24 protein-coding genes are annotated in these 26,924 nt (G+C 61.0%); 15 read left to right on the top strand and 9 right to left on the bottom strand.

The window, feature by feature from the left end; genetic code table 11:
* Window positions 1-111: 111 nt before the first annotated feature.
* Genes ACQRBT_RS16700 through ACQRBT_RS16690 form a run of 3 tightly spaced genes read right to left on the bottom strand, consistent with a single transcriptional unit; the run spans window position 112 to window position 3,045 of the window.
* Window positions 112-429 (bottom strand): AtuA-related protein, encoded by a 318-nt coding sequence (locus ACQRBT_RS16700; RefSeq protein ID WP_060755960.1) that lies wholly within the window; start codon window positions 427-429, stop codon window positions 112-114.
* On the bottom strand, window positions 426-1,751 hold the full coding sequence (locus ACQRBT_RS16695) for an acyclic terpene utilization AtuA family protein (RefSeq protein WP_060755961.1): 1,326 nt from the start codon (window positions 1,749-1,751) through the stop codon (window positions 426-428). The genes ACQRBT_RS16700 and ACQRBT_RS16695 overlap by 4 nt, the downstream gene beginning before the upstream one ends.
* Window position 1,752: 1 nt before the next feature.
* Window positions 1,753-3,045, bottom strand: a complete 1,293-nt coding sequence (locus tag ACQRBT_RS16690; protein WP_104994387.1) for a CitMHS family transporter — start codon at window positions 3,043-3,045, stop codon at window positions 1,753-1,755.
* Between the two features lie 125 nt (window positions 3,046-3,170).
* On the opposite strand from ACQRBT_RS16690, the gene ACQRBT_RS16685 reads away from it, so the two are divergent.
* Complete coding sequence (locus tag ACQRBT_RS16685) at window positions 3,171-4,055, top strand: LysR family transcriptional regulator (protein WP_090369611.1); 885 nt, start codon at window positions 3,171-3,173, stop codon at window positions 4,053-4,055.
* Between the two features lie 59 nt (window positions 4,056-4,114).
* On the opposite strand, the gene ACQRBT_RS16680 is transcribed toward ACQRBT_RS16685, so the two are convergent.
* Both ACQRBT_RS16680 and ACQRBT_RS16675 read right to left on the bottom strand, forming a co-directional pair.
* Complete coding sequence (locus tag ACQRBT_RS16680; protein ID WP_090369609.1) at window positions 4,115-4,717, bottom strand: glutathione S-transferase family protein; 603 nt, start codon at window positions 4,715-4,717, stop codon at window positions 4,115-4,117.
* Window positions 4,718-4,727: 10 nt separating this feature from the next.
* Window positions 4,728-5,894 (bottom strand): PLP-dependent aminotransferase family protein, encoded by a 1,167-nt coding sequence (locus ACQRBT_RS16675; RefSeq protein WP_412047748.1) that lies wholly within the window; start codon window positions 5,892-5,894, stop codon window positions 4,728-4,730.
* A gap of 81 nt (window positions 5,895-5,975) precedes the next feature.
* On the opposite strand from ACQRBT_RS16675, the gene ACQRBT_RS16670 reads away from it, so the two are divergent.
* The 3 genes from ACQRBT_RS16670 to ACQRBT_RS16660 all read left to right on the top strand — a co-directional run bounded on the left by ACQRBT_RS16670 (window position 5,976) and on the right by ACQRBT_RS16660 (window position 8,664).
* Window positions 5,976-6,410, top strand: a complete 435-nt coding sequence (locus ACQRBT_RS16670) for a MarR family winged helix-turn-helix transcriptional regulator (protein WP_126855259.1) — start codon at window positions 5,976-5,978, stop codon at window positions 6,408-6,410.
* Between the two features lie 187 nt (window positions 6,411-6,597).
* The gene (locus tag ACQRBT_RS16665; RefSeq protein WP_104994390.1) at window positions 6,598-7,944 is read left to right on the top strand and encodes an NCS2 family permease; all 1,347 of its coding nucleotides are present in this window, start codon (window positions 6,598-6,600) and stop codon (window positions 7,942-7,944) included.
* Window positions 7,945-8,025: 81 nt separating this feature from the next.
* Window positions 8,026-8,664: a LysE family translocator gene (locus ACQRBT_RS16660; RefSeq protein WP_412047749.1), complete on the top strand. Its 639-nt coding sequence runs from the start codon at window positions 8,026-8,028 to the stop codon at window positions 8,662-8,664.
* Here the strand turns inward: ACQRBT_RS16660 and ACQRBT_RS16655 are convergent.
* Entirely contained in the window at window positions 8,642-13,873 is a 5,232-nt protein-coding gene (locus ACQRBT_RS16655; protein WP_412047750.1) for a dermonecrotic toxin domain-containing protein, read from the bottom strand. The two genes, ACQRBT_RS16660 and ACQRBT_RS16655, sit on opposite strands and share 23 nt — an antisense overlap.
* 152 nt (window positions 13,874-14,025) lie before the next feature.
* Window positions 14,026-14,379 carry a hydroxyisourate hydrolase gene (gene uraH / locus ACQRBT_RS16650; RefSeq protein ID WP_060755970.1) on the bottom strand — a complete coding sequence of 118 codons (354 nt, stop codon included), beginning with the start codon at window positions 14,377-14,379 and terminating at the stop codon, window positions 14,026-14,028.
* A gap of 345 nt (window positions 14,380-14,724) precedes the next feature.
* Between uraH and puuE the strand changes: the two genes are divergently transcribed.
* The 7 genes from puuE to ACQRBT_RS16615 all read left to right on the top strand — a co-directional run bounded on the left by puuE (window position 14,725) and on the right by ACQRBT_RS16615 (window position 21,856).
* Entirely contained in the window at window positions 14,725-15,651 is a 927-nt protein-coding gene (gene puuE / locus ACQRBT_RS16645) for an allantoinase PuuE (protein WP_412047751.1), read from the top strand.
* Entirely contained in the window at window positions 15,648-16,163 is a 516-nt protein-coding gene (uraD, locus tag ACQRBT_RS16640; RefSeq protein WP_411985134.1) for a 2-oxo-4-hydroxy-4-carboxy-5-ureidoimidazoline decarboxylase, read from the top strand. Before puuE ends, uraD begins: the two co-directional genes overlap by 4 nt.
* 41 nt (window positions 16,164-16,204) lie before the next feature.
* Window positions 16,205-17,200, top strand: coding sequence for an allantoicase (gene alc / locus ACQRBT_RS16635; protein ID WP_060755973.1), 996 nt, complete (start codon window positions 16,205-16,207; stop codon window positions 17,198-17,200).
* Between the two features lie 84 nt (window positions 17,201-17,284).
* Window positions 17,285-17,788, top strand: a complete 504-nt coding sequence (locus tag ACQRBT_RS16630; protein WP_090369593.1) for an ureidoglycolate lyase — start codon at window positions 17,285-17,287, stop codon at window positions 17,786-17,788.
* Between the two features lie 51 nt (window positions 17,789-17,839).
* Window positions 17,840-19,138: a urate hydroxylase PuuD gene (locus tag ACQRBT_RS16625; protein WP_244385376.1), complete on the top strand. Its 1,299-nt coding sequence runs from the start codon at window positions 17,840-17,842 to the stop codon at window positions 19,136-19,138.
* A gap of 154 nt (window positions 19,139-19,292) precedes the next feature.
* Window positions 19,293-20,636: a nucleobase:cation symporter-2 family protein gene (locus ACQRBT_RS16620; RefSeq protein ID WP_412047752.1), complete on the top strand. Its 1,344-nt coding sequence runs from the start codon at window positions 19,293-19,295 to the stop codon at window positions 20,634-20,636.
* Window positions 20,637-21,070: 434 nt separating this feature from the next.
* The gene (locus tag ACQRBT_RS16615; RefSeq protein ID WP_090369585.1) at window positions 21,071-21,856 is read left to right on the top strand and encodes an outer membrane protein OmpK; all 786 of its coding nucleotides are present in this window, start codon (window positions 21,071-21,073) and stop codon (window positions 21,854-21,856) included.
* A gap of 35 nt (window positions 21,857-21,891) precedes the next feature.
* Here the strand turns inward: ACQRBT_RS16615 and ACQRBT_RS16610 are convergent, their stop codons facing one another.
* Together ACQRBT_RS16610 and ACQRBT_RS16605 are read right to left on the bottom strand one after the other, a co-directional pair.
* Window positions 21,892-23,022, bottom strand: a complete 1,131-nt coding sequence (locus ACQRBT_RS16610) for a patatin-like phospholipase family protein (RefSeq protein WP_161549155.1) — start codon at window positions 23,020-23,022, stop codon at window positions 21,892-21,894.
* Between the two features lie 28 nt (window positions 23,023-23,050).
* Window positions 23,051-23,986, bottom strand: coding sequence for a lipid A biosynthesis lauroyl acyltransferase (locus ACQRBT_RS16605; protein WP_412047753.1), 936 nt, complete (start codon window positions 23,984-23,986; stop codon window positions 23,051-23,053).
* A gap of 119 nt (window positions 23,987-24,105) precedes the next feature.
* Between ACQRBT_RS16605 and minC the strand changes: the two genes are divergently transcribed.
* The 4 genes from minC to ACQRBT_RS16585 all read left to right on the top strand — a co-directional run bounded on the left by minC (window position 24,106) and on the right by ACQRBT_RS16585 (window position 26,847).
* Window positions 24,106-24,843 (top strand): septum site-determining protein MinC, encoded by a 738-nt coding sequence (gene minC / locus ACQRBT_RS16600; RefSeq protein WP_060755980.1) that lies wholly within the window; start codon window positions 24,106-24,108, stop codon window positions 24,841-24,843.
* Between the two features lie 201 nt (window positions 24,844-25,044).
* Window positions 25,045-25,857 carry a septum site-determining protein MinD gene (gene minD, locus ACQRBT_RS16595; protein WP_060755981.1) on the top strand — a complete coding sequence of 271 codons (813 nt, stop codon included), beginning with the start codon at window positions 25,045-25,047 and terminating at the stop codon, window positions 25,855-25,857.
* Between the two features lie 3 nt (window positions 25,858-25,860).
* Window positions 25,861-26,115, top strand: a complete 255-nt coding sequence (gene minE, locus ACQRBT_RS16590; RefSeq protein ID WP_010208824.1) for a cell division topological specificity factor MinE — start codon at window positions 25,861-25,863, stop codon at window positions 26,113-26,115.
* Between the two features lie 96 nt (window positions 26,116-26,211).
* The gene (locus ACQRBT_RS16585; protein ID WP_412047754.1) at window positions 26,212-26,847 is read left to right on the top strand and encodes an RluA family pseudouridine synthase; all 636 of its coding nucleotides are present in this window, start codon (window positions 26,212-26,214) and stop codon (window positions 26,845-26,847) included.
* Window positions 26,848-26,924 lie beyond the last annotated feature (77 nt).

Below are 26,924 nucleotides of genomic sequence, written 5' to 3'. Positions count from 1 at the left end.
TAGCGGTGTGTCAGTCACGGTTTCTGAACCTGACACACCGCTATCGGGAGCAAGCCCCCTCCCACAATTTATCCATCGCCCGCTCTATCGCTTACTTGCCCCCTCCTACAGTTAGCGTGTTGCCAAATCCAGATCCAATAACGCCGAACCCAGGCACTTGCCATGCGCATCCAGCGCCAGCGAACGGGTGACGCCACCGCGCAGAATCCCGGGCAACACGAAGTTCAGCGCCTGTACGTTCGGCAATTCATAACGGCGTACCGGCGCTGCACCCGGCTCGCGCAGACCGGCAAAATACTCGGCCACGCGTTCGGCTGTCAGCTGTTCACATAGCCATGGGTAGTCTTCGGCGCGGTAGGCAATGATCGAGATATTCGACGTATCGCCTTTATCCCCGGTGCGGGAATGGGCCAAGGTATGCAACTTCATGCCTGGATCCTCGGGTTGACCACACTACGCGGCACCATCAACGATGCCACCGCCACTACCTGGCGTACGCTCTTGCTCGCACCGCCGCCGCCTGACGGGCCGTTGGTGTAGAGGGTTTCCACTTCATTGCCGACCCGCACCGCCTCGTCGCGATCTTCGCAACGGGCAGCGACGCGCAGGCGGACTTCCCAGGGTTCGACGCTGCTGCGCGGGCCGTGCAGTGAATCCATGCCGATCAGTTCGGCGCGCACGTCCTGCATCTTCACGCCCGCCCACTCAAGGCGTTTGAGCACGATATCCCGGGCCAACTGCGCCCGTGCGACCGCACCCGGCCCGCCGTAGGACATCTGCCCCTCGCCAATCCAACCGTCCAGATAACCGACGCTGACCTTCAACTGCTCGGGCCGTGCATGTCCAGCGGCACCCTGGGCGCGAACGCGATCAATCCCCTCCTCCACGAACGCCACCCGAGAGAAGTCCGCCGTCACGTCCGGGGTCAAGTACGCCGCCGGGTCATGCACTTCGTAGATCAATTGTTCGGTACAGGTGGCGCGGCTGACCCGCCCGCCGGAACCTGAGACTTTGGTAATCACCGCCTCCCCCTCGGCATCCACCTCGGCCAAGGGAAACCCCAGACGGGCGAGGTCTGCCACATCCTTCACACCGGGGTCGGCAAAATACCCACCACTGACCTGCCCCGCGCACTCCAGCAAATGCCCCACCAGCGTGCCGCGCCCCAAGCGCTGCCAATCATCCGCCGCCCAGCCGAACTCAAACATCTGCGGCGCCAGAAACAACGAAGGGTCAGCCACGCGCCCGGTAATCACCACGTCGGCATCCGCGTGCAGCGCCTGCAAAATAGCGTCGACCCCCAAGTAGGCATTTGCCGAAATCAGCCGCTTGCCCAAGGAGCCCAGGGTCTGGCCGTTATCCAGCCGTTGTTCGGGCCGCAGGGTCGCCAAGACATCGTCGCCGATTGCAGCCACTACCCTGAGGTTCAACCCCAGTTCATCGACCATTCGCCGCACTTCAATCGCCGCCGCGACCGGGTTGGCTGCGCCCATGTTGGTGATCACCCGCAGGCGACGACGCCCCGCGTACCGCCCCACAAATGGCAACACACGGCGCATGCGCTCACTCAACAACGGGTCATAACCGCCCTGCGGGTCGCTGATGCGTGCCTGCTGCGCCAGCGCAATGGTGCGTTCAGCCAGGCATTCGAACACCAGGTAGTCCAGGTCACCCTGTTCGGCCAGTTCCACGGCAGGTTCGATACGGTCACCGGAATAGCCGGCGCCGGAACCGATGCGCAAGGTTTTCATCTCAAATCACTCCCAGGAGCAACGCGGTCAGGGTCATCAACACCGACGCGGCAAACAGAAAAGGGATGGTAAAGCGCTGGTGATCGGCCAGTTCGATCTTGCATAAGCCCACCAGCAGGAAGGTCGCCGGGGTCAGCGGGCTGACCGGGAAGCCGGTGGTGTGTACCCCCAGCAACGAAGCCTGGGCCACTTGCAGTGGGTCGACACCCAGTGCCTTGCCGACTTCGGCGATCACCGGCATTACGCCGAAATAGTAGGAATCGGGGTCAAACAGCAGGCTCAACGGCATGGAGATAAAACCCACCACCGCCGGGATCAGCTTGCCGTGGCCCGCAGGAATCTGCGCCACCGCCACCTCGGCCATCGCCTTGAGCATGCCGGTGCCCTGCATGATGCCGGTGAACACGCCGGCGGCGAGCAGGATACTGGCCATGGTCAGCGCGGTCTTGGCGTGGGCGTCGATGCGCGCACGCTGGGCGTCCACGTTCGGGTAGTTGATGCACAGCGCCACCACGGTGCCGAGCATGAACATCACCACCGGGTCGACCCAGCCGGCAATCATCACCACCATCACCAGCACGGTGAGAATCAGGTTGGCCCAGAACAGCCGCGGGCGGCGCAGCTGGATATCCGCGTCACTGAGCACCCGCTGCGGCACCGCATCCACCGTCGAGCCGGCGCCCAGGCCCAGGCGTCTTTCCTCACGCCGGCCCAGCCACCAGGCACACGCGAAGACAAATACCAGGCCGACGACCTGCACCGGAATCAGCGGCTGGAACAGATCCGCCACCGGCACATGCAGCGCGGCTGACGAGCGCAGTACCGGCCCGGTCCACGGCAGGAAGTTGACCCCGGCCGCCATGGCACATACACAGGCCAGGATGCGCTTGTCGATGCCCAGCCGCGTATACAGCGGCAGCATCGCCGGCACCGTGACCAGAAAGGTCACCGCGCCGGAGCCATCCAGATGCACGAGCAGCGCCAGGGTCGCGGTGCCTACAACAATTCGCGTAGGACGCGTCCCTACCGTACGCAGGATGCGATCAATGATGGGGTCGAGCATGCCGGCATCGGTCATGATCCCGAAAAACAGGATGGCAAAGACAAACATGCCCACCACCGGGGCGACGTTCTTGATACCGGTGATGATGAAGGCGCTGGTTTGCAGGCCGAACCCGCCGAGCAGCGCGGCGATGATCGGCAAGGCGATCAGGGCCACCAGCGGTGAGAGGCGTTTGCTCATGACGGCAGCGAGCAGGCACAGGATGGTAATGACACCCAGGGTTGCGAGCATGGGGGACTCCAGAGCGGCCTGGTTGGCCGGTTATTGTTTTCCCTGGAGTATTGGAAGCGGGTTAGTCTTTGTAAATTGGAATATTCACCGACCATCGTTCGGAAAAACAAAATGAAGCAATCCCAATGAAGAATTCAATCCAACACATCCAGGCTTTCCTTGCCGTGGCCCGCACCGGCAGTTTCACCAAGGCGGCCAACGAGCTGCACCTGTCACCTTCGGCCCTGACCGTGCAGGTGCAACAACTGGAGGACTGGCTCGGCGTCGCCCTGCTCGACCGCAGCCCGCGCCACGTCAGCATCACCGCCGCCGGCCGGGACGCGCGCGGCCCCATGGAAAAACTGCTGCTGGACCTGGACAACATCGTCACCGGCTCGCGCGATCTGGCGGCCCTGCGCCGAGGCGTGGTCACCATCGCCGCCCTGCCTTCGGTGTGTGCCGGTGCCCTGCCGCCGGCGTTGCGGCTGTTTCGCGAGCGTTTTGCCGGGATTGAAGTACGCCTGCAGGACTTGGTGGCCCATCGCATTCACGCGCAGGTGCGTGCAGGTGAAGTGGACTTCGGGATTGGCGTACGCGCAAGGCTCAGCCATGGCCTGGACTTCGTACCGGTGCTCAATGACCGCCTGTGTGCCTTCGTGCCGGTGGATCATCCCCTCACCCGCCATCGCCAACTGACCCTGGAGCAACTGGCGGACCAGCCGATCATCCTGACCGGCCGAGACAGCAGCGTGCGCGAGCAAGTGGATGAGCTATTCGATCAAACACGCTTGACGATGAATGCCGGCATGGAAGCCAACTACATGTCGACAGTGCTGGCACTGGTACGCCAAGGGCTGGGGATCAGCGTACTGCCGGAGTCGGCGGCGGACAGCCTGGAAGGCCTGAGCCGTATCCGTATCGATCATCCCGGGGTGAGCCGGGAGATCGGCTTGATCAGACGTAGCGGCCTGGGCTTGAGCCCGGCTGCGCAACGCTGTTTTGACCTGCTGGGCGAACAACTCGCTCCCTAGCGCCACGCCCGGCAACGCGATGCTGGTGAGTCACTGCCCGCACGCCGCAATCGCGCACCTCAGCCCAGCATCGGCACATGCCTGGGATGGCTGGCAACGCGAGCCAACCAGGCCTGCACCCCCGGATAAGCACCCAGGTCAAAACCACCTTCATGGGCCACATGGGTGTAGGCATACAAGGCTACGTCGGCAATCGAGAACTGCTCTCCCACCAGATACGGCGTGAGTTGCAGTTGACGCTCCATGACTCTGAGCGCCTTGTAGCCGCCTTTGTGCAGTTTCTGGTACTCCTCCAGGCGCTCTTGCGGCAGGCCCAGGTAAAACTGGATAAACCGCGCCACGGCAATGTACGGCTCATGGCTGTACTGCTCGAAGAACTGCCATTGCAACACCTGGGTGCGCAGGCGCGGTTCGGAGGGCAGGAACTCGCTGCCATCGGCCAGGAAGTTGAGGATCGCATTGGATTCCCACAGGCAGGTGCCGTCTTCCAGTTCCAATACCGGAATCTTGCCATTCGGGTTCTTGGCCAGGAATTCGGCGGTCTGGGTGTCGCCGTTGAGGATATCGACATCGACCCATTGGTACGCAATGCCCAGTAGGTTGAGCATCAACTTGATCTTGTAGCAGTTGCCCGACTTGTAATCGCCATAAACCTTGTACATGGGGCTCCCCTTATGCCGCTTGCGCGTGCTGTGCTTGACGGACCACCGCGGCCAGGCGCTTGAGACCTTCGTCCAGGCGGGCCGGGTCAATATGGCTGAAATTGAGTCGCAACGAGCCCGAATGCTGATCCGGCTCGGAAAAGAACGGTTCACCGGGCATGAACGCGACGCCCTGCGCCAATGCTTGCGCCAACAAGGTGCGGGTATCGAGGGGTTGTTTCAAGGTCAGCCAGAAGAATAATCCGCCCTGGGGCACTTGCCAGTCGGCCAGTTCGTTGAAATGACGCACCAACGCGGCCTGGAATGCGTCGCGGCGCTCACGGTAAAAACTGCGCAATTGCACCAGGTGCTGCTGGTATTTTTCAGTGCCGATCCATTGCATCGCCTGCCACTGGCCGACGCGATTGGTATGCAGGTCCGCTGACTGCTTGAGCTTGAGCAGATGCGGGAACAAATCCGGGCTGGCGATCAGATAACCCACGCGCAGGCCGGGCAACAGTGTCTTGGAAACCGTGCCGGTGTAGATCCAGCTGGCTTTTTTCAGGCGCCCGACGATGGGCTGTGCGCTGCCGCCATCAAAGGTCAGTTCGCGGTAGGGCTCGTCTTCGATCAGGGTCACGCCGAACTCATCCAGCAAGGCGGCTACGGCTTCGCGCTTGGCCTCGCTGTAACGCACGGCCGACGGGTTTTGAAAGGTCGGAATCAGGTAGATGAACGCCGGTTGATGGCGTTCAAGGCTGGCGCGCAATTGCGCCAGGTTGGGGCCGTCGGCTTCCAGTGGCACGGTGAGGCAGTCGGCGCCGAACAGTTGGAAGATCTGCAGCGCGGCCAGGTAGGTCGGGCCTTCCAGCATGATCGGCGTGCCCTTGTCGATATACAGCTTGGCCGCCAGGTCCAGGGTTTGCTGGGACCCGCTGACGACCAGCACTTGGCTGGCCTGGCACGCCACGCCCAACGCACGGGCCTCGGCCGCCAGCAATTCGCGCAGCGCAGGCTCGCCTTCGCTCATGCCGTATTGGCCCATGTTCAGCGGCATATCGTCCCAATTCAACGCGGGCAACATCGCTTCGGCAGGCAGGCCACCGGCGAAGGACATCACCTCCGGACGCTGGGCCGCCGCGAGGATTTCACGGATCAAGGAGCTTTTGAGGCGCGTAACACGTTCAGAGAAGGCCATAAGGTCACCGCTAGCGAAGCCTGTGGGAAATACGTCAAACTGGTTGACCGAAATTACGACGACTTGCACGGATACGTCAATATGCTTGACCTTAAAAACCCCACCGCCCAGCAAGCGGCCATGGAAGCGTTCTTCTTCGGCTACCAGGCCTTTACGGCCAAGGCCGACGAGATGCTCGGACGCCGTGGCCTTAGCCGTGTGCATCAGCGCATCGTGTTTTTTATCGCGCGCTACCCGGCAATCAGCGTGAAGCAACTGCTGGAATTGCTCGGCGTGAGCAAACAGGCGCTGAACATGCCCCTGCGCCAATTGCAGGAAATGCACCTGGTCAACAGCGTTGCGTCCGAGACCGACAAGCGCAAACGCCTGCTGGAACTGACCGAAGAAGGCCAGCGTTTCGAGCAGTCATTGCGCCGTGAGCAAGTGAAGTTGTTGCAGCGCGCCTTCAACGAAGCCGGGGAAGAGGCTGTGACGGGCTGGCTGGCGGTGAATCAGGCGCTGAGTGCGGCGAATTAGCCTTTCATCATCTTTTGTGCAGCTGATCGAAAACATTATTTGCTTTATTTGTATACAAAAGCATAATCCTCTGCGTGCGAGTTCCTGACCTATTGGTCAACAAAACCCGCCAGTACCTCAAAGCGCTGTTGCCCACATTCGTGACCGGCGCGGGAAATAACAATAAAACTCTTGAGGAGTACTCGCTGTGGATAGCCGCAAATCCGAAGCCCCTACGCTGGAAATCGCCCCGCCTGGCAACAGTTGGCTGGAACGCCTGTTCAAACTCAGCTTGCATGGCACCACAGTGAAGACCGAACTGATCGCCGGCCTCACCACCTTCATCACCATGGCGTACATCATCTTCGTCAACCCCAACATCATGGCCGACGCCGGTATCGATCACGGCGCGGCATTCGTCGCCACCTGCATCGCCGCCGCGTTGGGCTGCCTGTTGATGGGCCTGTACGCCAACTGGCCCGTGGGCCTGGCGCCGGGCATGGGCTTGAATGCGTTTTTCACCTACACCGTGGTCGGCACCATGGGCTACCACTGGGAAACCGCGTTGGGTGCCGTGTTTATTTCCGGCGTGCTGTTCATGGGCCTGACATTGTCCCGCGTGCGCGAATGGCTGCTCAACAGCATCCCGGTCAGCCTGCGCCATGCCATGGGCGCAGGCGTGGGCCTGTTCCTCGGGGTGATTGGCTTGAAAACCGCCGGCATCATCGTCGACAGCCCGGCCACGCTGATCAAGCTCGGCTCGCTGCACGAACCGGCACCGCTGCTGGCGGCCGTGTGTTTCCTGTTGATTGCCATCCTCAGCTACCACCGCGTGTTCGGTGCGATCCTGATCAGCATCATCGCCGTGACCCTCGCCGGTTGGGGCCTGGGCCTGGTGCACTACAACGGCATTCTCTCCACGCCGCCGAGCCTGGCACCGACCTGGATGGCCATGGATGTGAAGGGTGTATTCAATGTCAGCATGATCAGCGTGGTATTCGCTTTTCTTTTTGTACACATGTTCGACACCGCAGGTACACTGATGGGCGTCGCGCAGCGCGCCGGGCTGGTCAATGCCGACGGCAAGATCGATAACCTGTCCCGCGCGCTGAAAGCCGACAGTGCTTCCAGCGTGTTCGGTGCCATGGTCGGCGTGCCGCCAGTGACGAGCTACGTGGAAAGCGCTGCCGGTGTCGCCGCCGGCGGCCGCACGGGGTTGACGGCCGTGACCGTAGGCGTGCTGTTTGTGGCGGCGATGTTTTTTGCGCCGCTGGCCGGGATGATTCCGGCCTACGCCACGGCCGGGGCGCTGATCTACGTGGCAATGTTGATGATGGCGAGCATGGCGCATATCCATTGGGATGAAGCCACCGACAGCATCCCAGCGATTGTCACCGCGATCATGATGCCCCTGACTTTTTCGGTCGCCGACGGTATCGCCCTGGGCTTCATCACCTATGTGGCGCTCAAGGCAGGCACCGGCAAGTACCGCGAAATTTCCGTGAGCCTGTGGGTGCTGTGCGCGATCTTTATCGCCAAATTTGTATTTCTATGAAATAGCGACAAGTTTTCAGCGGCAAGCGACAAGCTTTCAACTTGCCGCTTGCAGCTTGTCGCTGACAACTGGAGGAATGACATGACGATTGAAACCTGGCTACTGTTCAGCGGCGCAGCGTTGGTGGTGATCCTGATCCCGGGGCCACTGTCACTGTTGATGATCAGCAACAGTCTCAACTACGGCCTGCGCCGTTCGTATCCAGCGTTTCTCGGTGGGGTGTTTGCCTCGATCTGCCTGTTGAGTGCCTCGGCCCTGGGCCTGGGCGCCCTGTTGCTGGCATCGGAACAGTTGTTCAGCGCTTTGAAGATCCTCGGCGCGGCCTACCTGTTCTACCTCGCCTGGCAAAGCTGGCAGCAATCTCGCCAGCCAAGCCAGGCGGCCGTGGTGCCGCAGGCCCTAGCGACGCCACGCTTTCGTGCGCTGTTTGGCCGAGCGTTTGTGCTCGGCGCCAGCAACCCCAAGGACATCCTGTTCTTCGCCGCCTTCCTGCCGCAATTTCTCAGCAGCCAGCAGCCGTTCCTGCCGCAACTGGTGATCATGATCGCCACCTGGACCCTGCTCGACCTGCTGTGCAAACTGGCCTACGGGCTCAGTGCCCATGGCGCTGCGCGTTACTTGCGCAGCGGCAAAGGCCAGAGCTGGTTCAACCGCGTCAGCGCCGGGCTGTTCGGCGGCGCCGGGATGGTGTCGTTGGTCAAGGCGACGGGGCCACTTTGACGAAATAAACGCTGGGTGGAATCTTGCCTGAAACAGGCCATTGAATGCCCGCCACGATCCGCACCAGGCGCCCCTCTTCCAGAGCACGCTTGACTCGCGCGAATATCATCGAGCTCGGATGACGGTTGATGGCTTTATTGAACCAATCATCCGTCAGCCCGCCACGCAATATGATGGACGCACGCTCAACCCAATGAATGGCGATGTAGTACAGCTTGTTTGAAAGAGGATGGGTGGCGACCAATTCACTCGTGGGCTTTCTGCCATGCCTGACGCTCATCTCCTCCACATCGAAACCCTGCTGTTGCAGCACGCGCCGGACTGCCGGAAGCTGCGCATTGTTTCGTTCGAGTGCCAGCTTACTGCGGGCGGGCCGTAATGCGGGGTCTAACCCAGTCACGCGAAAATCGATACGAGTAAAGCCCAGGGTCTTGTCGTTGTAACCGACAAACAGAGACACCCCGCGCCTTTCGGTGGGCCGCAACATTCTCAGCAAATCATCCGTCTGACCGGGCCTTGCAGGGGCAGCAGGCAACCACTTGTCCAAGGTCGCACGGATATTGAGCAGGTGAGTGGCCGTTGCAGGGCGCCGTGGGCCTGACAACTCGATCATTCTTGCAACCGTGAAGTCTTGGCTTTTACGGGTCAGGGTGGGAAACGCCTCCCCCACGTACTGCGTCAGCGGCTTATCGAACAGCGGCAGATGAAGCTGCCACCCCTGGGCTGAAGTGCGTGAGGCCGGAAGAGGCTGTTCACTCGGCGCCGTGCGGGTCCAACGCTCGATGTCGGCACTGGCCAAGGACACCAGCGGTTCATCCCTTGTAATAAACACGATGCGGTTCAACGGTGCCTGATCGCCCTGGGGAAGCAGCCGGTAATAACCGCTCAAAGGATCCATCAGGCTGGTATTCGCGGGTGCCACTCGCAGGGCGTTGTAGGAAATGCCTGGGCTGGCCAGAGGTACATGAAACACCCCGGGCGCCGGGGAACTCAATTGCTCGGTAACCGGAATCTGCATGCGCCAATCCAGCCAATGGGTCGCCGGGTTGGATGACTGCAGGATGGCGTCCTCCGTCGCGGTGCGTAAAACCGGTGGCCACCAGTCAGGCGGTGCTGACGCGGGCGCACGCCAGGGGTTGAGCACGCCTGAACTCGTCCCGGCCACCGGTTGGGGGGCGTCTGCGCCGAGTAACCGCTCGCTCTGTCGAGGACTGTTCAAGATCAATTCATTCTGGCCGGCGACCCGGGGGTTCTTCAAGCGAAACGCCGGCTCGTTGCCGCGTCGGTAGACCGGATAATGGTGCGTGTCGTCAGCCACAAATGACGCGCCGTCCTTCACATGGATGCCGAACCGATCCGGCCCCTTCAACGCCACGGCCCCTTTGGGCACGCCCTTGATTTTGAAATGCTCCAAGGCTTTGAGCTGCATCACGGGGGGCGGCGCAAGCCGGGTTGAGCCACCCTGCGCGGACATGCGCAGGCGATGAATACGCCCCAACGCAGCCCTTGCGATGGGGCGAGCGACACGCGATGTGCCCTGCCCTGCCGGCTTCGGGCCGGGCATGACATTCACTAGCAGGTCGACGATCAAAAAACTGCTCATGAAGCCCACATCGACAGCATCGTGCGCATCGCCAAAGCGATGGTAGTGGCGCGCCGCAAGCAGCAGCTCATAAACATCATTGAGCACGCCGAACAAGGGAAAGAAAAACTGCGAGAGAAACGCGACGATCCGGCGAATGCGAGTCTGGCCCTGCTCACCCAGCCGCTGCGTTCGGTACTGTTCCAGCTCTTTGCCGGAACGGCTGGATGCCTGGGCCTGGCGCTGCAGTTCGAGCACGTTGGCTTGATACAGCAAGGCCTGGGCATCGCTGTGGGAGGTGGCGACAATCGCCAACCAGTCCTGCGGATCACTGGCGATCTGTTCATGGATGATGCTTTCTATCTCACTCAGTTGCGCCGTGGGCTCCAGGTGCTTGATGTTGAATGAGCGAATGAACTCGATCCCCCGCAGGATCCCCTTGACCATGGAAACGCCCGGCAAGGGATAGGGGATATCGAACACCCCAGCAGGCGTAGCGGCCCGAGCCGGATGATGAGTGAGCGCCTCAAACGCCCAGCCGGGTGCGACCTGCCGCGCCAGCAGCCTGACGTTGCCAGGCAGTGCGCCGACTCGATTCAACTGCGCTCGGGCCTGTTCCAGGCTGCCGTACTCAGTGAGTACCCACCCTTGCGGAGCTTCGGGCCAATAGACCACACACTGATCAGTGAGCAGGTCTTGCACCACCACCAGCCCTGCGATGTAGCGATCATGCTGCATGGTGTGCCCTACCAGGTGCACCACATGCAATTGCAGCGCAGGCTGGAGCGTTCGCGTCGCCATGGCGCTGCGCAACAACGCCTGCGCACTCGCCGTCAGCCCCTGCTGAGCCGCCGAGTAGAGATGCTGTGCAGCACCCGCTTGCAACGTGCGATTCAATAACGCGGGAATACGCCCCTCAGTCGCTGTGGGGGCAGCACCGGCAGGCGGATAAAACACTGATTGGATCAACCTGTCGTACTCGCCACCGATATCCAGTGAAGCCACCATGGGGATCAGGTAGGCGGCGTTCAGGCGTTCTTGCCGCTGGGGTTGCAGATAGCGGGCGCGGTTGAATCGCCAGTGTGTCCAGGGCGCCAACGGGTCCAGGTTATGCAGCGCCAATTGCAGCAGGCTGAACGTCGTGCGCTCAAGGGTAGCGGTCAATATGGGTTTGCGGTCCCCGACTGAGCAGCGGCTTTCCCACCCGCAAAAGCTGTCCTGCACATCATCGGGCAGATCAATCAACGGTTGCTCGATATCCAGCTGCGCCGGCATGTCATCCTGGCGCAGGCGGTCCGTCAGCGCACGGCGGGCAAACGAGCCGAGGTCAGGCAGGCAGTCTTGCAGGTGACGGGCGAAGGCGAAGGCGCTGCTCAACTGCAAACGCCACAAGCGCCTGAAATGCTTGCGCTGGGCACGGGATGCAGCGGCCAACCAGGCCGGTATTTTCTTCGACTCAGACGCGACCTTGCGCATCAGTTCAACATGGGTTTTCGCCTGGTTCAGCGCGCTGTTCGTCGGCACCATCAGGTGGCCTTGCAGCTCGAACATCAACAGCGAACGACTCAACCCGGCATCCGTCACTTCGCTGAAAAGACGCGTGATGTCCTCAGTGCTCCTGTGCAAGCGGTCGTAGGTCCCCAGCAGCTTCTTGAGGCTGGTGAGTACTGGCTTGCCGGGGATGTCGAGGTAACGCACGTTCAGGGTTTCACGCGCGGCATGGGCGCGCAGGTCGCGGCGCTTGTCGTGCTCCACGCAACCCCATAGCGCCGAATCGTCACGGCTGCTCAAACTGGCCTTGAGGCTTTGAGTCAAGGCGTCCAGCCCGGAAAATGCAACCAGGCCACCTGCTGCACCGAACGCGTACAACACCACCGGTCGCTGGCGGGTCGGGACCCTCACGGCGGCGGCGGTCGTGATGACCCAGACGTTGTGCAGGGGGTAATAGGCATCGGGTTCGTTGCCGATGGCGATGGACATCACTCGGGTCTGACTGCCCGTACGTCGGGAGGCCAGAGGCTGGTCTATCACTTCAATCATCAGCGCCCGATGCGCACTACCCAGCAGCTTGAGCTGGTGCTGCAACACAACCTCGCAACGCAGCGCCTCGGCTTGAGCATTCAGGAACAACGAAACACGCCTGGGCGTGCCTGCCCCGCCGGGCCGCTCGGCCCAAAAAACCAGGTCGAGTGCACGTTGCGGCGCATCCTGCATCAAGGCTTTCAACGCTTGCGCATGAACATCTCGCTGGCTCATCAGTGAAAGCAATGCCTGATAGGCTGGCGTTTGTGCACTGGGATCATCCGTGGCCAACAGCGTGACCAGGCCCTTTTCGTAGCGTTTGACCTGCCGCTCCAACGTCAGCATCGCCAACGTGGGCGCCGTGCTGGCAAACACAATCTCCGCCTGCCGGCGTTGGCGGTCCCAGCGCAGTAATTGATCACGCAGCAGACCCAGCCGAGCGCCGCCGACCTGTTGTTTGCGCGCGCCTTCCACATAGGCAAGAAAAGCCCCGGCCTGCAGCGGTTGGGGCCGAGGCCGAGCGGTTGAAAACACCTGCGCGAGATTGACCTGCATCGCACAGGCCAATTCATTGGCCCATTGCCCACTCAATAACGCCTCGGCCCCTTGTGCCAGGGCGTCGCCGGTCACTGCGTGGCCCCGCACGAAGCGGGTTGTCGGGGACAAGTCCGCCGGCGGGCAGGCTCCGTTGCGCTGATCCAGGGGTAAACACTGCCACAGTTTGTGAAAGCGCTCGCGGCCCAACTCCAGCAAGCCGCATTGAAGGACGTCGAAGCTGGGGTATTCATGAAAATTGCGCCCTCCACCCGGCAGGTAGAGGACATGGGGCGCATCAACGGGCTCGCCTTCACGGTATAGATGCAAGGCACCGGGAATCGCCAGCGCAGGTGAGCCGGGCCACAGCAACCGACCCACTTGCACACTGGCCCAGCTACCGCCGGCACGCTCCCGCGCTTCGGCGCTCGGGGCGTCGATGACCGCCTGGACCATCAGCATTCCCGCGCTCGATAACTCGTCGAGTTGGCGCGCGATGAAGGCGCGATCGGCGAAGAGCTGTGTGTGCAACGCAGCCCAACGTTCCCGCCGCGTCAGCCAGGAACCCTGCACCAGCGTGTCCCAGTAGGCTTTTTGCGCGCCGGCCAAGACCTCGAGCAGCCCCATCGCACACAGTCGTTGCAAGGCTTGCAATGGGGTGTAGGGCAAGCGCCGGCGCGGGCGGCCCTTGATGCTCAACGCGGTAAACGCGTTGACGTTGACCGCCACCGACGGCTGCACCAGCGAGAACAAGGCCCGATCAGTCAAGGTATCGACCTTTTGCGCTGCCCGGGGTGGCTTCGGTTCGGTAAAAATCAGGCTGTCCGGGTCCATCTCGAACGCTTTGCGCAGCTCGGTTCGCAGCACATTCAGCACTTTGGGTGAACGACCGAGCAGATGAACCAGCGCTTGGGTCGATTCGCTGCACCGCAGGTCGGCAAGGGCGATCTGATTGATCAGGCGGCTGGGGTGTGGATGGGTGTTGATTCGCCAGCGCAATTGATCGCGGATGCCCTGGAGTGCGGCTTCGGCGGCCACTGCTGAATCATCGGTGTCGAGGAGCGGACCCATGGTGCTTTCTTCTCAATGAGGAAAGCACCCAGCCTAGGCAACGCCGTCGGCCCAAGGGCGCTAGATAATTGATCCCATGCCCCATAAAAAAGCCCGCAGTGTGGGCGGGCGAAAACCAACGAAGAGCTTTGGGGGTGTGAAGCGAGGTGACGCTAGCTACCGCGATAGGTGGAGTAGCTGTAAGGCGAAATCAGTAGCGGCACATGGTAATGCTCCTGTTCGGCGTTGATCCCGAAGCGCAACACCACCACATCCAGGAAAGCCGGCTCCGGCAGTTGCACGCCACGGGCGCGGTAGTAGTCACCGGCGCTGAATTGCAGTTGGTACACGCCGCTGCGGTAGGCATCGCCTTGCAGCAGGGGCGCATCGCAGCGGCCATCGCTGTTGGTGTGTGCGGTGGCGACGCGTTCAAGCTGCGCGCCTTCGACGCGATACAGCTCTATCTTGATCGCGCTGCCGGGGCAGCCGTGTGCGGCATCCAAAACGTGTGTAGTCAAACGTCCCATGGCGTCGGCGCGCCTCCCGTGGTCAGTTAAAGAGTGAGCCGCACTTTTTCAGGGCAGCGAAAAAGCCGGCGATGGCTGATTAAGACACTTTTTAAAAAAATTGTACACAATAAAAATCACAAACCTTTGCATCAGTCCGCGCCCGGTACTCAAACAGGCGATTCATACGTAATCCTTGCTTTTAAACGACCTTTTGTCCATTAGCTGACCAACCAGGCAAGTTTCTTGCTACACCATTCACACAGCGTCCCGCAGAAAAAATGCAGAAATGCGGGCTTACAAAGTGGCTGATAAGTTGTATACAATCACTCATCGCCAACACGACGAACAAGAAGGAAGACTGCAGTGAGCGCTGACTACCCACGCGACCTGATCGGTTACGGCAGTAACCCTCCTCACCCCCATTGGCCGGGCAAGGCGCGCATTGCGCTGTCTTTCGTACTCAACTACGAAGAAGGTGGTGAGCGCAATATCTTGCATGGTGACAAAGAGTCCGAAGCCTTCCTCTCGGAAATGGTCTCGGCCCAGCCGCTGCAGAGCGCACGCAACATGAGCATGGAGTCGCTGTACGAATACGGCAGCCGGGCCGGTGTGTGGCGCATTCTCAAGCTGTTCAAGGCATTCGATATTCCGCTGACCATCTTCGCCGTAGCCATGGCAGCCCAACGCCATCCGGATGTGATCCGCGCCATGGTCGACGCCGGCCATGAGATCTGCAGCCATGGCTATCGCTGGATCGACTACCAGTACATGGATGAGGCCCAGGAACGCGAGCACATGCTCGAAGCTATCCGCATCCTTACCGAATTGACCGGCGAGCGCCCACTGGGCTGGTACACCGGGCGCACCGGCCCCAACACGCGGCGGCTGGTGATGGAGGAAGGCGGTTTCCTCTACGACAGCGACACCTACGACGATGACCTGCCCTACTGGGAACCCAACAACCCCACCGGCAAGCCGCACCTGGTGATCCCCTACACCCTGGACACCAACGACATGCGCTTTACCCAGGTGCAGGGGTTCAACAAGGGCGATGACTTTTTCGAGTACCTCAAAGATGCGTTCGACGTGCTTTACGCCGAAGGCGCCGAGGCCCCGAAGATGCTTTCGATCGGCCTGCATTGCCGCCTGATCGGCCGTCCTGCGCGCCTGGCTTCGTTGAAGCGGTTCATTGAATACGTCAAGGGTCACGAGCACGTCTGGTTCACTCGCCGGGTGGACATTGCGCGTCACTGGCAAGCGACCCATCCCTATGCGGGAGCGGCGAAATGACTGCATTCCAGAGCCTGAAACCCTCGACCCTGAGCCGCGACGAATTCGTCAACGCCTTCGCCGACATCTACGAACATTCGCCATGGGTGGCCGAAAAGGCCTTCGACCTGGGCCAGGATGCGTCGATCGACCAGATCGAGACCCTGCACCAACGCATGAGCGATATCCTGTTGAGCGCCGATCACGCCAGCCAGCTGGCCCTGATCAACGCTCACCCGGACCTGGCCGGCAAAGCCGCCGTCCAGGGCCAACTGACCGCAGCCAGCACTGATGAACAGGCCGGCGCGGGGATTCACCAGTGCACGGCCGAAGAGTTTTCTCGCTTCACCGAGCTGAACGAAGCCTATAAGGCCAAGTTCAAGTTTCCCTTCATCATGGCGGTAAAAGGCAGCAACCGGCACCAGATCCTGGCCGCGTTCGAAACGCGCATTCACAACCCGGTGGACACCGAGTTCAAATGCGCCCTGGCCGAGATCAACAAGATCGCGTTGTTCCGATTACTGACCCTCTAAACGACCATCCCCAGCCACTCAATCCAAGGCAGACAAGAAGAATGAAAGCTTACGCCGTACCTTTCGAAAAGTTCGTCAACCTGGCCGATGCCCGCCTGGGCACCAAGATCCTCTCGGTGACCGATGACTGGTTCGCCGACGCCAACCGCCTGTTCCAGCCGACCCCGGCCGTGTGGAAGGAGGGCGTTTTCGATGACAACGGCAAGTGGATGGACGGCTGGGAATCACGCCGCAAGCGCTTCGAAGGCTACGACAGTGCCGTGATCCGCCTGGGCGTACCGGGCTCGATCAAGGGCGTGGACATCGACACTTCATTCTTCACCGGCAACTACCCGCCGTCGGCGTCCCTGGAAGCTTGCTTCCTGGCCTCGGGCGACCCTGACGAAAACACCCAGTGGGTGGAAGTGCTGTCAGCCGTCGAGCTGCAAGGCAACAGCCACCACTACCATGAAATCAACAACGACCAGGCGTTCAGCCACCTGCGCTTCAACATCTACCCGGACGGCGGCGTGGCCCGTCTGCGTGTGTACGGTGTGCCGTTCCGCGACTGGTCGTCGGTGGGTGACAACGAACAGGTCGACCTGGCTGCCGCACTGAACGGCGGTCGCGCCCTGGCCTGCTCCGATGAACACTTCGGCCGCATGAGCAACATTCTGAACCCGGGCCGTGGCATCAACATGGGCGACGGCTGGGAAACCGCGCGTCGTCGTACACCGGGCAATGACTGGGTGATCGTCGCCCTGGGCCATCCGGGCGAGATCGAGAAGATCATCGTCGACACCCTGCACTTCAAGGGCAACTACCCGGACACCTGCTCGATCCAGGGCGCATTCGTGAAAGGCGGCACCGACAGCCAGATCGAAACCCAGTCGCTGTTCTGGCGCGAACTGCTGCCGGCGCAGAAGCTGGAAATGCATGCCGAACACACCTTCGCCGAACAGATCAAGGCACTCGGGCCGATTACCCACATCCGCCTGAACGTGTTCCCGGATGGCGGTGTGAGTCGCCTGCGTGTCCTCGGCAAAGTCGCCAAGTAACGCCTGAGCGGACGCGGAGCGTCCAGGGCAACGTTCCCACGCAGAGCGTGGGAGCGATCAATAGACAAGATTAAGAAGACAGCCATGCGCACACTGATGATCGAACCCCTGACCAAAGAAGCCTTTGCCCCTTTCGGAGACGTTATCGAAACCGATGGCAGCGATCACTTCATGATCAACAACGGGTCGACCATGCGCTTTCACAAGCTGGCGACGGTAGAAACCGCCACGCCAGAAGACAACGCGATCATCAGCATCTTCCGCGCCGACGCGCTGCCGATGCCGCTGACCGTGTGCATGCTGGAGAGACACCCGCTGGGCAGCCAGGCTTTCATTCCGCTGCTCGGCAACCCCTTTCTGATCGTGGTCGCGCCACTTGGCGATGCACCTGTATCAGGCTTGGTCCGCGCCTTCGTCACCAACGGCAGGCAGGGCATCAATTACCATCGCGGCGTCTGGCACCACCCGGTGCTGACGATCGAAAAGCGGGATGACTTCCTGGTGGTTGATCGCAGTGGCACAGGCAATAACTGCGATGAGCATTTTTTCAAAGAGGATGAGCGTTTGATCCTCGCCCCCCACCAATAAGAGAAGGTCTGATCACCCGACAACAAGGGTGACAGGCGAGAGGTAAAGACTGTGGAAGCACATCTGTTGGAATGGCTGAACCTGAGCGTGCGCTGGGTTCACATGATCACCGGCGTCGCCTGGATCGGCGCATCCTTCTATTTCGTCTGGCTGGAAAACAACCTCAACCGCGTCAACCCCAAGGACGGCCTGGCCGGTGACTTGTGGGCGATCCACGGAGGCGGTATCTACCACCTGGAAAAATACAAACTGGCCCCACCGACCATGCCGGACAACCTGCACTGGTTCAAATGGGAAGCCTATTTCACCTGGATGTCGGGCATTGCGCTGCTGTGCGTGGTGTTCTATTCCAACCCGACCTTGTACCTGCTCGCCCCCGGCAGCAGCCTCAGCGGCCCGGAAGGTGTACTGCTGGGCATCGGTTCGCTGTTCGTCGGCTGGTTCGTCTACTCCTTCCTCTGCGACTCGGCCCTGGGCAAGCGCCCTGCCCTGCTCGGCTTGATCCTGTTCGTGCTGTTGATTGCCGCCGCGTACGGTTTCAGCAAGGTGTTCAGCGGCCGCGGCGCCTACCTGCACGTGGGTGCCGTGATCGGCACCATCATGGTCGGTAACGTGTTCCGCATCATCATGCCCGCCCAGCGCGCATTGGTGGCGGCCATCGCGCAAAACCGCACGCCTGACCCGGCTTTGCCGGCCAAGGGGCTGCTGCGTTCGCGACACAACAACTACTTCACCTTGCCGGTGCTGTTCATCATGATCAGCAACCACTTCCCGAGCACCTACGGCAGCCAATACAACTGGCTGATCCTGGCCGGTATCGCCGTGGCGGCGGTGTTGGTACGGCACTACTTCAACACCCGGCACAACAGCCAGAAGTACGCGTGGACCTTACCAGTCGGTGCGCTGGCGATGATTTGCCTGGCCTACGTGACCGGCCCGAAACCGCTGGCCACCACCCCGGACGTAGCCAAGGCCCCCGCCGCCATCGAGTACCAGCCGTTGCCGGAAACGGCGTTGGGTGGCGGCCTGAAACCTGCTGCGCCGACGGCACCCGCAGCTGAACCGGCGGCTGCACCCGCCCAGGCCACGATTGATTTCGACAAGGTGCACGGGGTGATCCAGGAACGCTGCGCCGTGTGCCATTCGGCCAAGCCCACCAGCCCCCTGTTCAGCACGGCCCCGGCCGGCGTGATGTTCGACACCCCGGCGCAGATCCAGCAGCAGGCGGCGCGCATTCAAGCGCAGGCCGTGGCGAGCCAGATCATGCCGCTGGGCAACATCACCCAGATGACCCAGCAGGAGCGGGATCTGATTGGCACCTGGATCAACCAGGGGGCCCGCACCAACTGATTGGTTCACACAGGTCCAATGTGGGAGGGGGCTTGCCCCCGATAGCAGTGTGTCATTCAAAACATCAGTGACTGAACCACCGCCATCGGGGGCAAGCCCCCTCCTACAGATTGCGCTCCAAACAACACAACAATAAAAAGATTCGAGGTGTTGCATGTCCCAGTTAGAAACGCAGCCCCCTGCCGCGCCCGCGATGGTGCGCCTGCCCCTCTTGCAACTGCTGCTGGTCGGCCTGCAACACGTCTTGCTCATGTACGGCGGCGCCGTCGCCGTGCCGCTGATCATTGGCCAGGCCGCAGGCCTCAGCCGTGAAGAAATCGCCTTCCTGATCAACGCCGACCTGCTGGTGGCTGGTATCGCCACCCTGGTGCAGTCGTTCGGCATCGGCCCGGTGGGCATTCGTATGCCGGTGATGATGGGCGCCAGTTTCGCGGCGGTCGGCAGCATGGTCGCCATGGCCGGCATGCCCGGGATCGGCTTGCAAGGGATCTTCGGTGCAACCATTGCCGCTGGGTTCTTCGGCATGCTGATCGCACCGTTCATGTCCAAGGTGGTGCGCTTTTTCCCGCCGCTGGTGACCGGTACGGTCATTACCGCCATCGGCCTGTCGTTGTTTCCGGTGGCCGTGAACTGGGCCGGTGGCGGCAGCGCCGCCGCCACGTTCGGCTCGCCGATTTACCTGGCGATTGCCGCGCTGGTACTGGCCACTATCCTGCTGATCAACCGCTTCATGCGCGGTTTCTGGGTGAACATCTCAGTGCTGATCGGCATGGCGCTCGGCTATGGCTTGTGCGGCATGCTCGGCATGGTCGACCTCAGCGGCCTGGCGCTGGCACCGTGGGTGCAAGTGGTGACGCCGCTGCATTTCGGCATGCCCAAGTTCGAATTGGCGCCGATCCTGTCGATGTGCCTGGTGGTGGTGATCATCTTCGTAGAGTCCACCGGGATGTTCCTCGCCCTGGGCAAGATCACCGGCCAGGAAGTCACGCCAAAAATGCTGCGCCGTGGTTTGCTGTGTGATGCCGGCGCATCATTCTTCGCCAGCTTCTTCAACACCTTCACGCATTCCTCCTTCGCCCAGAACATCGGCCTGGTACAGATGACCGGCGTGCGCTGCCGCTCGGTGACGATCATGGCCGGGGTCTTTCTGCTGGTGCTGAGCCTGCTGCCCAAAGCGGCCTTTCTGGTGGCATCGATTCCACCGGCAGTGTTGGGCGGTGCAGCGATTGCGATGTTCGGGATGGTGGCGGCGACCGGCATCAAGATCCTGCAGGAAACCGACATCGCCGATCGTCGCAACCAACTGCTGGTGGCGGTGAGCATCGGCATGGGCCTGATCCCGGTGGTGCGCCCGGAGTTCTTCGCCCAGCTGCCGCTGTGGATGAGCCCGATTACCCACAGTGGGATTGCCATGGCCACTCTCAGCGCATTGTCGCTGAACATACTGTTCAACATCCTCGGGGGGGCCGAACGACCCGCTGTCGCCCCTACCCACTGATTCCTTCGTTAACAATAAAAACAATAACGAACAGGGAACCTCCCATGCACGCCATTCACCTGGGGCCGGCCACAAGCCGCGCCCCATTCTCGCCCCACGCGCTCTGTTACGGCGCACTTGAGCCAAGGCCAGAGAGCCAGTATTCTCCGCGCCCGCTCGAATCGACTCAAAAAAAAACAGCGAATGTAAAAGCTGACTGCAAGGCCAACTTATCCGGGCCTAATGTCTGCGGCCAACGTGCACTGAAAACCACTGGACTCGACTGCATCAACTGCAGCCGAAGGCGTTTTATTGGTTTTTTAAACAGCTTGGCGCAGCTCTTGCTAAAAGCATTAAAGCTGACCAAACAGACGATTTTTGCAGCGAACCAAAGGCGCCACACCAGAGCGCCTGCGTAGAACAAAAAACCTAAAACTTTGACTCGGGAGCACCGAATGAAACCTATGTTGAAAGGCCTGATGCTGGCAGGTTCCCTGCTGGCCGGCGGCCAAGCCGTAGCCGGCGATTTGTTGCAGTGGCAGAACAACAGCCTGACCTACCTGTGGGGCAAGAACTTCACCATCAACCCGCAGATCCAGCAAACCGTCACGTTCGAACATGCCGATGCCTGGAAGTACGGCGATAACTTCCTGTTCGTCGACCGTATCTTTTACAACGGCAAGGAAGACGGCAACGTCGGCCCGGACACTTATTACGGCGAGTTCAGCCCACGGCTGTCATTCGGCAAGATCTTCGACAAGGACCTGTCTTTCGGCCCGATCAAAGATGTATTGCTGGCTTTCACGTATGAGTTCGGCGAAGGCGATAACGAGTCATACCTGTTCGGCCCGGGCTTTGACCTGAACATCCCGGGTTTCGACTACTTCCAGTTGAACTTCTACCAGCGCCAGACCGAAGGCAATCGCCCGGGCGACAACATCTGGCAGATCACACCGGTCTGGTCGTACACCATCCCGGTTGGCGACTCGAATGTGCTGATCGATGGTTTCATGGATTGGGTGGTGGATAACGACAAGACCTCCCGTGGCACCTACCACGCCAACCTGCACTTCAACCCACAGATCAAATATGACTTGGGCAAGGCGCTGCACTGGGGTGAAAAACAGCTGTATGTCGGTATCGAATACGACTACTGGAAGAACAAGTACGGGGTTGAAGACAGCGGCGCATTCAAGACCAACCAGGACACGGCGAGCCTGCTGGTCAAGTATCACTTTTAACTGAACCTGTGGGAGCGGGCTGCTCGCTCCCACATTCAGCTTGGGGACAACCCCAGGAACCGAGTGATTTCCGCGCGCTTGGCCAACGCATCGCGCCGCCCCAGCTCGATCAACTCGCTGCAATAACCTGCCTCGAACAGCAAGTAACTCAATACCCCCGCCCCGCTCGTCCTGGTCGCCCCCGGCCCACGCAGGAACAGGCGCAACGCCGCCGGCAATTCCTGACGATGCCGCGCCGCGATTTCATCGATCGGCTGGCTGGGTGCAATCACCAACACTTCCACCGGCGCCACTCCGGGGGCGACCTGGCTGAATTGGTTCAAGCGCTCCAGCAGCTCGATATCACTCTCCAGGCTGTCGATGAAGGTGCTGTTGAGCATGTGCCCCCCAATCTGCGCCAGCGTCGGCTGTTGACCGGTGTAGGTGCGTTGCGTGGCAGGCTCATTGCCCCGTGGGTTGCCGCTCACGCCCACCACCAGCACCCGGCTCGCGCCCAGGTGCAAGGCCGGACTGATCGGCGCCGACTGGCGCACCGCGCCATCACCGAAATATTCTTCGTCGAGCTTGACCGGCGCGAACAGCAAGGGGATCGCCGAACTGGCCAACAGGTGCTCCACCGTCAACCGGGCGGGCACACCGATACGCCGATGGCGCAACCAGGCGTCGATGGTACGACCGCCCTGGTAGAACGTCGTCGCCTGCCCGGACTCGTAGCCGAAAGCCGTCACCGCCACGGCATGCAAATGCTGTTTGCGGATGGCCTCGTCAATACCGTGCAGGTGCAGTTTGTCGTTAAGCAGCTCGCGCAGTGGCGTGCTGTTGAGCAGCGCCACCGGCACCTGCGCTCCCAGGCCCAGCAGGCTGTGAATGAAAAAGCGACTGGCCTGGCGGATCACACCCGGCCAGTCGCTGCGCAGCACCAGATGGCTGCGAAAACCCTGCCAGAAGGCGGTAAGGCGTTGGATTGCGGCGGTAAAGTCCGTAGCGCCGCTGGCCAGGCTCACCGCGTTGATCGCCCCGGCGGAGGTGCCGACAATCACCGGAAAAGGGTTCGGCGCTCCCGGCGGCAACAGCTCGGCAATCGCCGCCAACACCCCCACCTGATACGCCGCTCGCGCCCCGCCGCCGGAAAGAATCAAGCCTGTGACCGGTTCAGCTGGGCGCATTGCGTCACTCCATGGGGGAAGTCAGGGTTTACCGACGGCGTTTTTCGTAGAGCTTGGGTTCACCCGACGGCCGGCTCTTGAAGCGGCGATGCGTCCACAGGTACTGCTCGGGGCATTCGCGTACCGAGGCTTCGACCCACTGGTTGATGCGCAGGCAGTCGATTTCATCGGTTTCGCCGGGGAAGTCCGTCAACGGTGGGTGGATCACCAGGCGATAGCCACTGCCATCGGCCAGGCGCTCCTGGGTGAACGGCACCACCAGTGCCTTGCCCAGGCGCGCGAATTTGCTGGTGGCGGTGACGGTGGCGGCCTGGATGCCGAACAGCGGCACGAAGATGCTCTGCTTGGCGCCGTAGTCCTGATCCGGTGCGTACCAGATCGCGCGGCCGGCGCGCAGCAACTTGAGCATGCCGCGCACGTCGTCGCGCTCGACGGCCAAGGAATCGAGGTTGTGCCGCTCGCGCCCCCGCCGCTGGATAAAATCGAACAGCGGGTTCCCGTGCTCGCGGTACATGCCATCAATGGTGTGCTTCTGCCCGAGCAGGGCGGCGCCGATTTCCAGGGTAGTAAAGTGCAGGGCCATCAGGATCACGCCCTTGCCTTCCAGTTGCGCCTGCTTGAGATGCTGCAACCCTTCGACATGGGCCAGCCGTGCCAGGCGCGACTTGGGCCACCACCAGCTCATGGCCATTTCAAAGAAGGCGATACCGGTGGACGCAAAGTTTTCCTTGAGCAGTCGCTGGCGTTCCTTGGCGGACTTTTCCGGGAAGCACAGTTCCAGATTGCGCTCGGCAATACGGCGACGATCGCCGGCCACGCGATACATGCCGGCGCCGAGTAAACGACCAATGGTCAACAACGCCCGATACGGCAACTGAGTGATCAGCCATAGCAGGCCGAGTCCCAGCCATAACAGCCAAAAACGCGGGTGAAAAAATGCAGCTCGAAAACGCGGGCGATCCATTACAGATTCCGGTAAAGACATGGGCCGCGCATTCTACAACGGTTCGACCCGGCTTGCGGCCCGCGGATGTTCTCGTTATAAGTCTCGACACTTTTCGTGACAAGCCGCTTTTGCCGACCATGAGCCAAACCGAACCGCTAGACCAAGATCCCGTGTTCCAGCTGAAAGGCAGCATGCTCGCCATCACCGTACTGGAACTCGCCCGCAACGACCTCGACGCCCTGGACCGCCAACTGGCCGCCAAGGTCGCCCTGGCACCGAACTTTTTCAATAATGCCCCATTGGTACTGGCCCTCGACAAACTGCCGGCCGGCCAGGGTGCCATCGACCTGCCCGGGCTGATGCGCGTGTGCCGCTCCCATGGTTTGCGGACCCTGGCCATTCGTGCCAGCCGTATCGAAGACATTGCCGCAGCCATCGCCATTGAACTGCCAGTACTGCCGCCGTCCGGTGCCCGCGAGCGTCCGCTTGACCCAACCGAAGGCGAAGTGAAGAAAAAACCGGAAAAACCCCCTGAGCCGACGATCAAGCCTACAAAGATCATCACCTCGCCCGTACGCGGTGGGCAGCAGATTTACGCCCAGGGCGGCGACCTGGTAGTGGTCGCCTCGGTCAGCCCGGGGGCGGAACTTCTGGCCGATGGCAACATCCATGTATACGGCCCAATGCGCGGACGTGCCCTCGCCGGCATCAAGGGTGATACCAAGGCCCGTATTTTTTGCCAGCAGTTGACCGCTGAGCTAGTTTCCATCGCAGGCCAGTACAAGGTTTCAGAAGATTTGCGCCGTGATCCGCTGTGGGGGGCCGGGGTGCAGGTCAGCCTGTCGGGCGACGTGTTGAACATCATCCGGCTTTAACGGATACTGCCGCATTTTCCAAGCATCTCTAGACTCTGATAGCACAGCGAAACCGGCAAGATTTGCGTAGGAATAAGTTAAGACTGGCGCTTCCCCTGCGGAAACAACGGTTTTTTCCTACAAAGGCTGTCCGCCTGCGGCGAGTTTCAAGAGATGTTTTTCAGGGGCTGAAAAGTCCTTTTTCCTTAGGGGTGAAACACCTTGGCCAAGATTCTCGTGGTTACATCCGGCAAGGGTGGTGTGGGTAAGACCACCACCAGCGCCGCTATCGGTACCGGCCTCGCTCTGCGCGGCCATAAAACAGTTATCGTCGACTTCGACGTCGGCCTGCGTAACCTTGACCTGATCATGGGCTGCGAACGCCGCGTGGTGTACGACTTCGTCAACGTCGTCAACGGCGAAGCCAACCTGCAACAGGCCCTGATCAAGGACAAGCGCCTTGAAAACCTGTACGTGCTGGCCGCCAGCCAGACCCGTGACAAAGACGCGCTGACCAAAGAAGGCGTAGGCAAAGTCCTGGCCGAGCTGAAAGAAACCTTCGAATACGTGGTATGCGACTCCCCGGCGGGTATCGAAACCGGTGCTCACCTGGCGATGTACTTCGCCGACGAAGCCATCGTGGTGACCAACCCCGAAGTGTCTTCCGTACGTGACTCGGACCGCATGCTGGGCCTGTTGGCCAGCAAGTCGCAGCGTGCCGAAAAAGGCGAAGACCCGATCAGGGAGCATTTGCTGCTCACCCGCTACAACCCTGAGCGCGTCAGCAATGGCGAAATGCTCGGCGTTGAAGACGTGAAGGAAATCCTCGCAGTGACCCTGCTGGGCGTGATCCCGGAATCCCAGGCCGTGCTGAAGGCTTCCAACCAGGGTGTCCCGGTGATTCTCGACGACCAGAGCGACGCCGGCCAGGCGTACAGCGATGCCGTCGATCGCCTGCTGGGCAAATCCGTGGAACATCGCTTCCTCGATGTCAAGAAGAAGGGATTCTTCGAGCGTATCTTTGGAGGCAACTAAACAATGAAATTTCTCGACTTCTTTCGCGCCAACAAGAAGCCAACGACCGCATCGGTCGCGAAAGAGCGTCTACAGATCATCGTGGCGCACGAACGCGGCCAACGCAGTACACCGGACTACCTGCCAGCCTTGCAGAAGGAACTGGTCGAGGTGATCCGCAAGTACGTCAATATCGGCAACGATGACGTGCATGTCGCCCTGGAAAATGACGGCAGCTGCTCGATTCTGGAACTCAATATCACCCTGCCCGATCGTTGATCGAAAGGGCGGTCGCCACGGCGGCTCGGTCACCTTGATCCCTGTTGGGGAACGGGGTGGGCGAGCCGCCGTTGGCGTTTGTTACGAGGCTGTTTGATGCCGCTGTCCAATATTCACATCCTGCATCAGGACGCCGGCGTCCTGGTGGTGAACAAGCCGACCCTGTTGCTCTCCGTGCCCGGCCGGGCCGATGACAACAAGGACTGCCTGATCACCCGCCTGCAGGAAAACGGCTACCCCGAAGCCCGCATTGTCCATCGTCTGGATTGGGAAACCTCCGGGATCATCCTGCTGGCTCGGGACGCCGACACCCACCGCGAATTGTCTCGTCAGTTTCACGACCGCGAAACCGAAAAAGCCTACACCGCATTGGCTTGGGGCCAGCCTGAGCTGGACAGCGGCAGCATCGACCTGCCCTTGCGCTACGACCCGCCGACCAAACCCCGGCATGTCGTGGACCACGAGTTCGGCAAGCATGCGCTGACGTTCTGGAAGGTGCTGGAGCGCTGCGGCGACTGGTGCCGTGTGGAACTGACGCCAATCACCGGACGCTCGCACCAGCTGCGCGTGCACATGCTGTCGATCGGCCACCCGCTGCTCGGTGACGGCCTTTACGCCCATGAACAGGCCCTGGCCGCCTGGCCGCGGTTGTGTCTGCACGCAAGCATGCTCAGCTTCACGCATCCGCAAAGCGGCGAGCGGTTGCGCTTTGAGTGCCCGGCCCCGTTCTAGAATTGGCAATACAATCAAAATGTGGGAGCGGGCTTGCTCGCGAATGCAGTGTGTCAGTCACAGTTGAGTTAACTGAA

It is taken from the genome of Pseudomonas sp. R19M, from assembly GCF_050312585.1.
GTDB lineage: Bacteria > Pseudomonadota > Gammaproteobacteria > Pseudomonadales > Pseudomonadaceae > Aquipseudomonas > Aquipseudomonas palleroniana.
The sequence above is the reverse complement of the archived record's forward strand: the minus strand, read 5'-3'. Positions and strand labels throughout refer to the sequence as shown.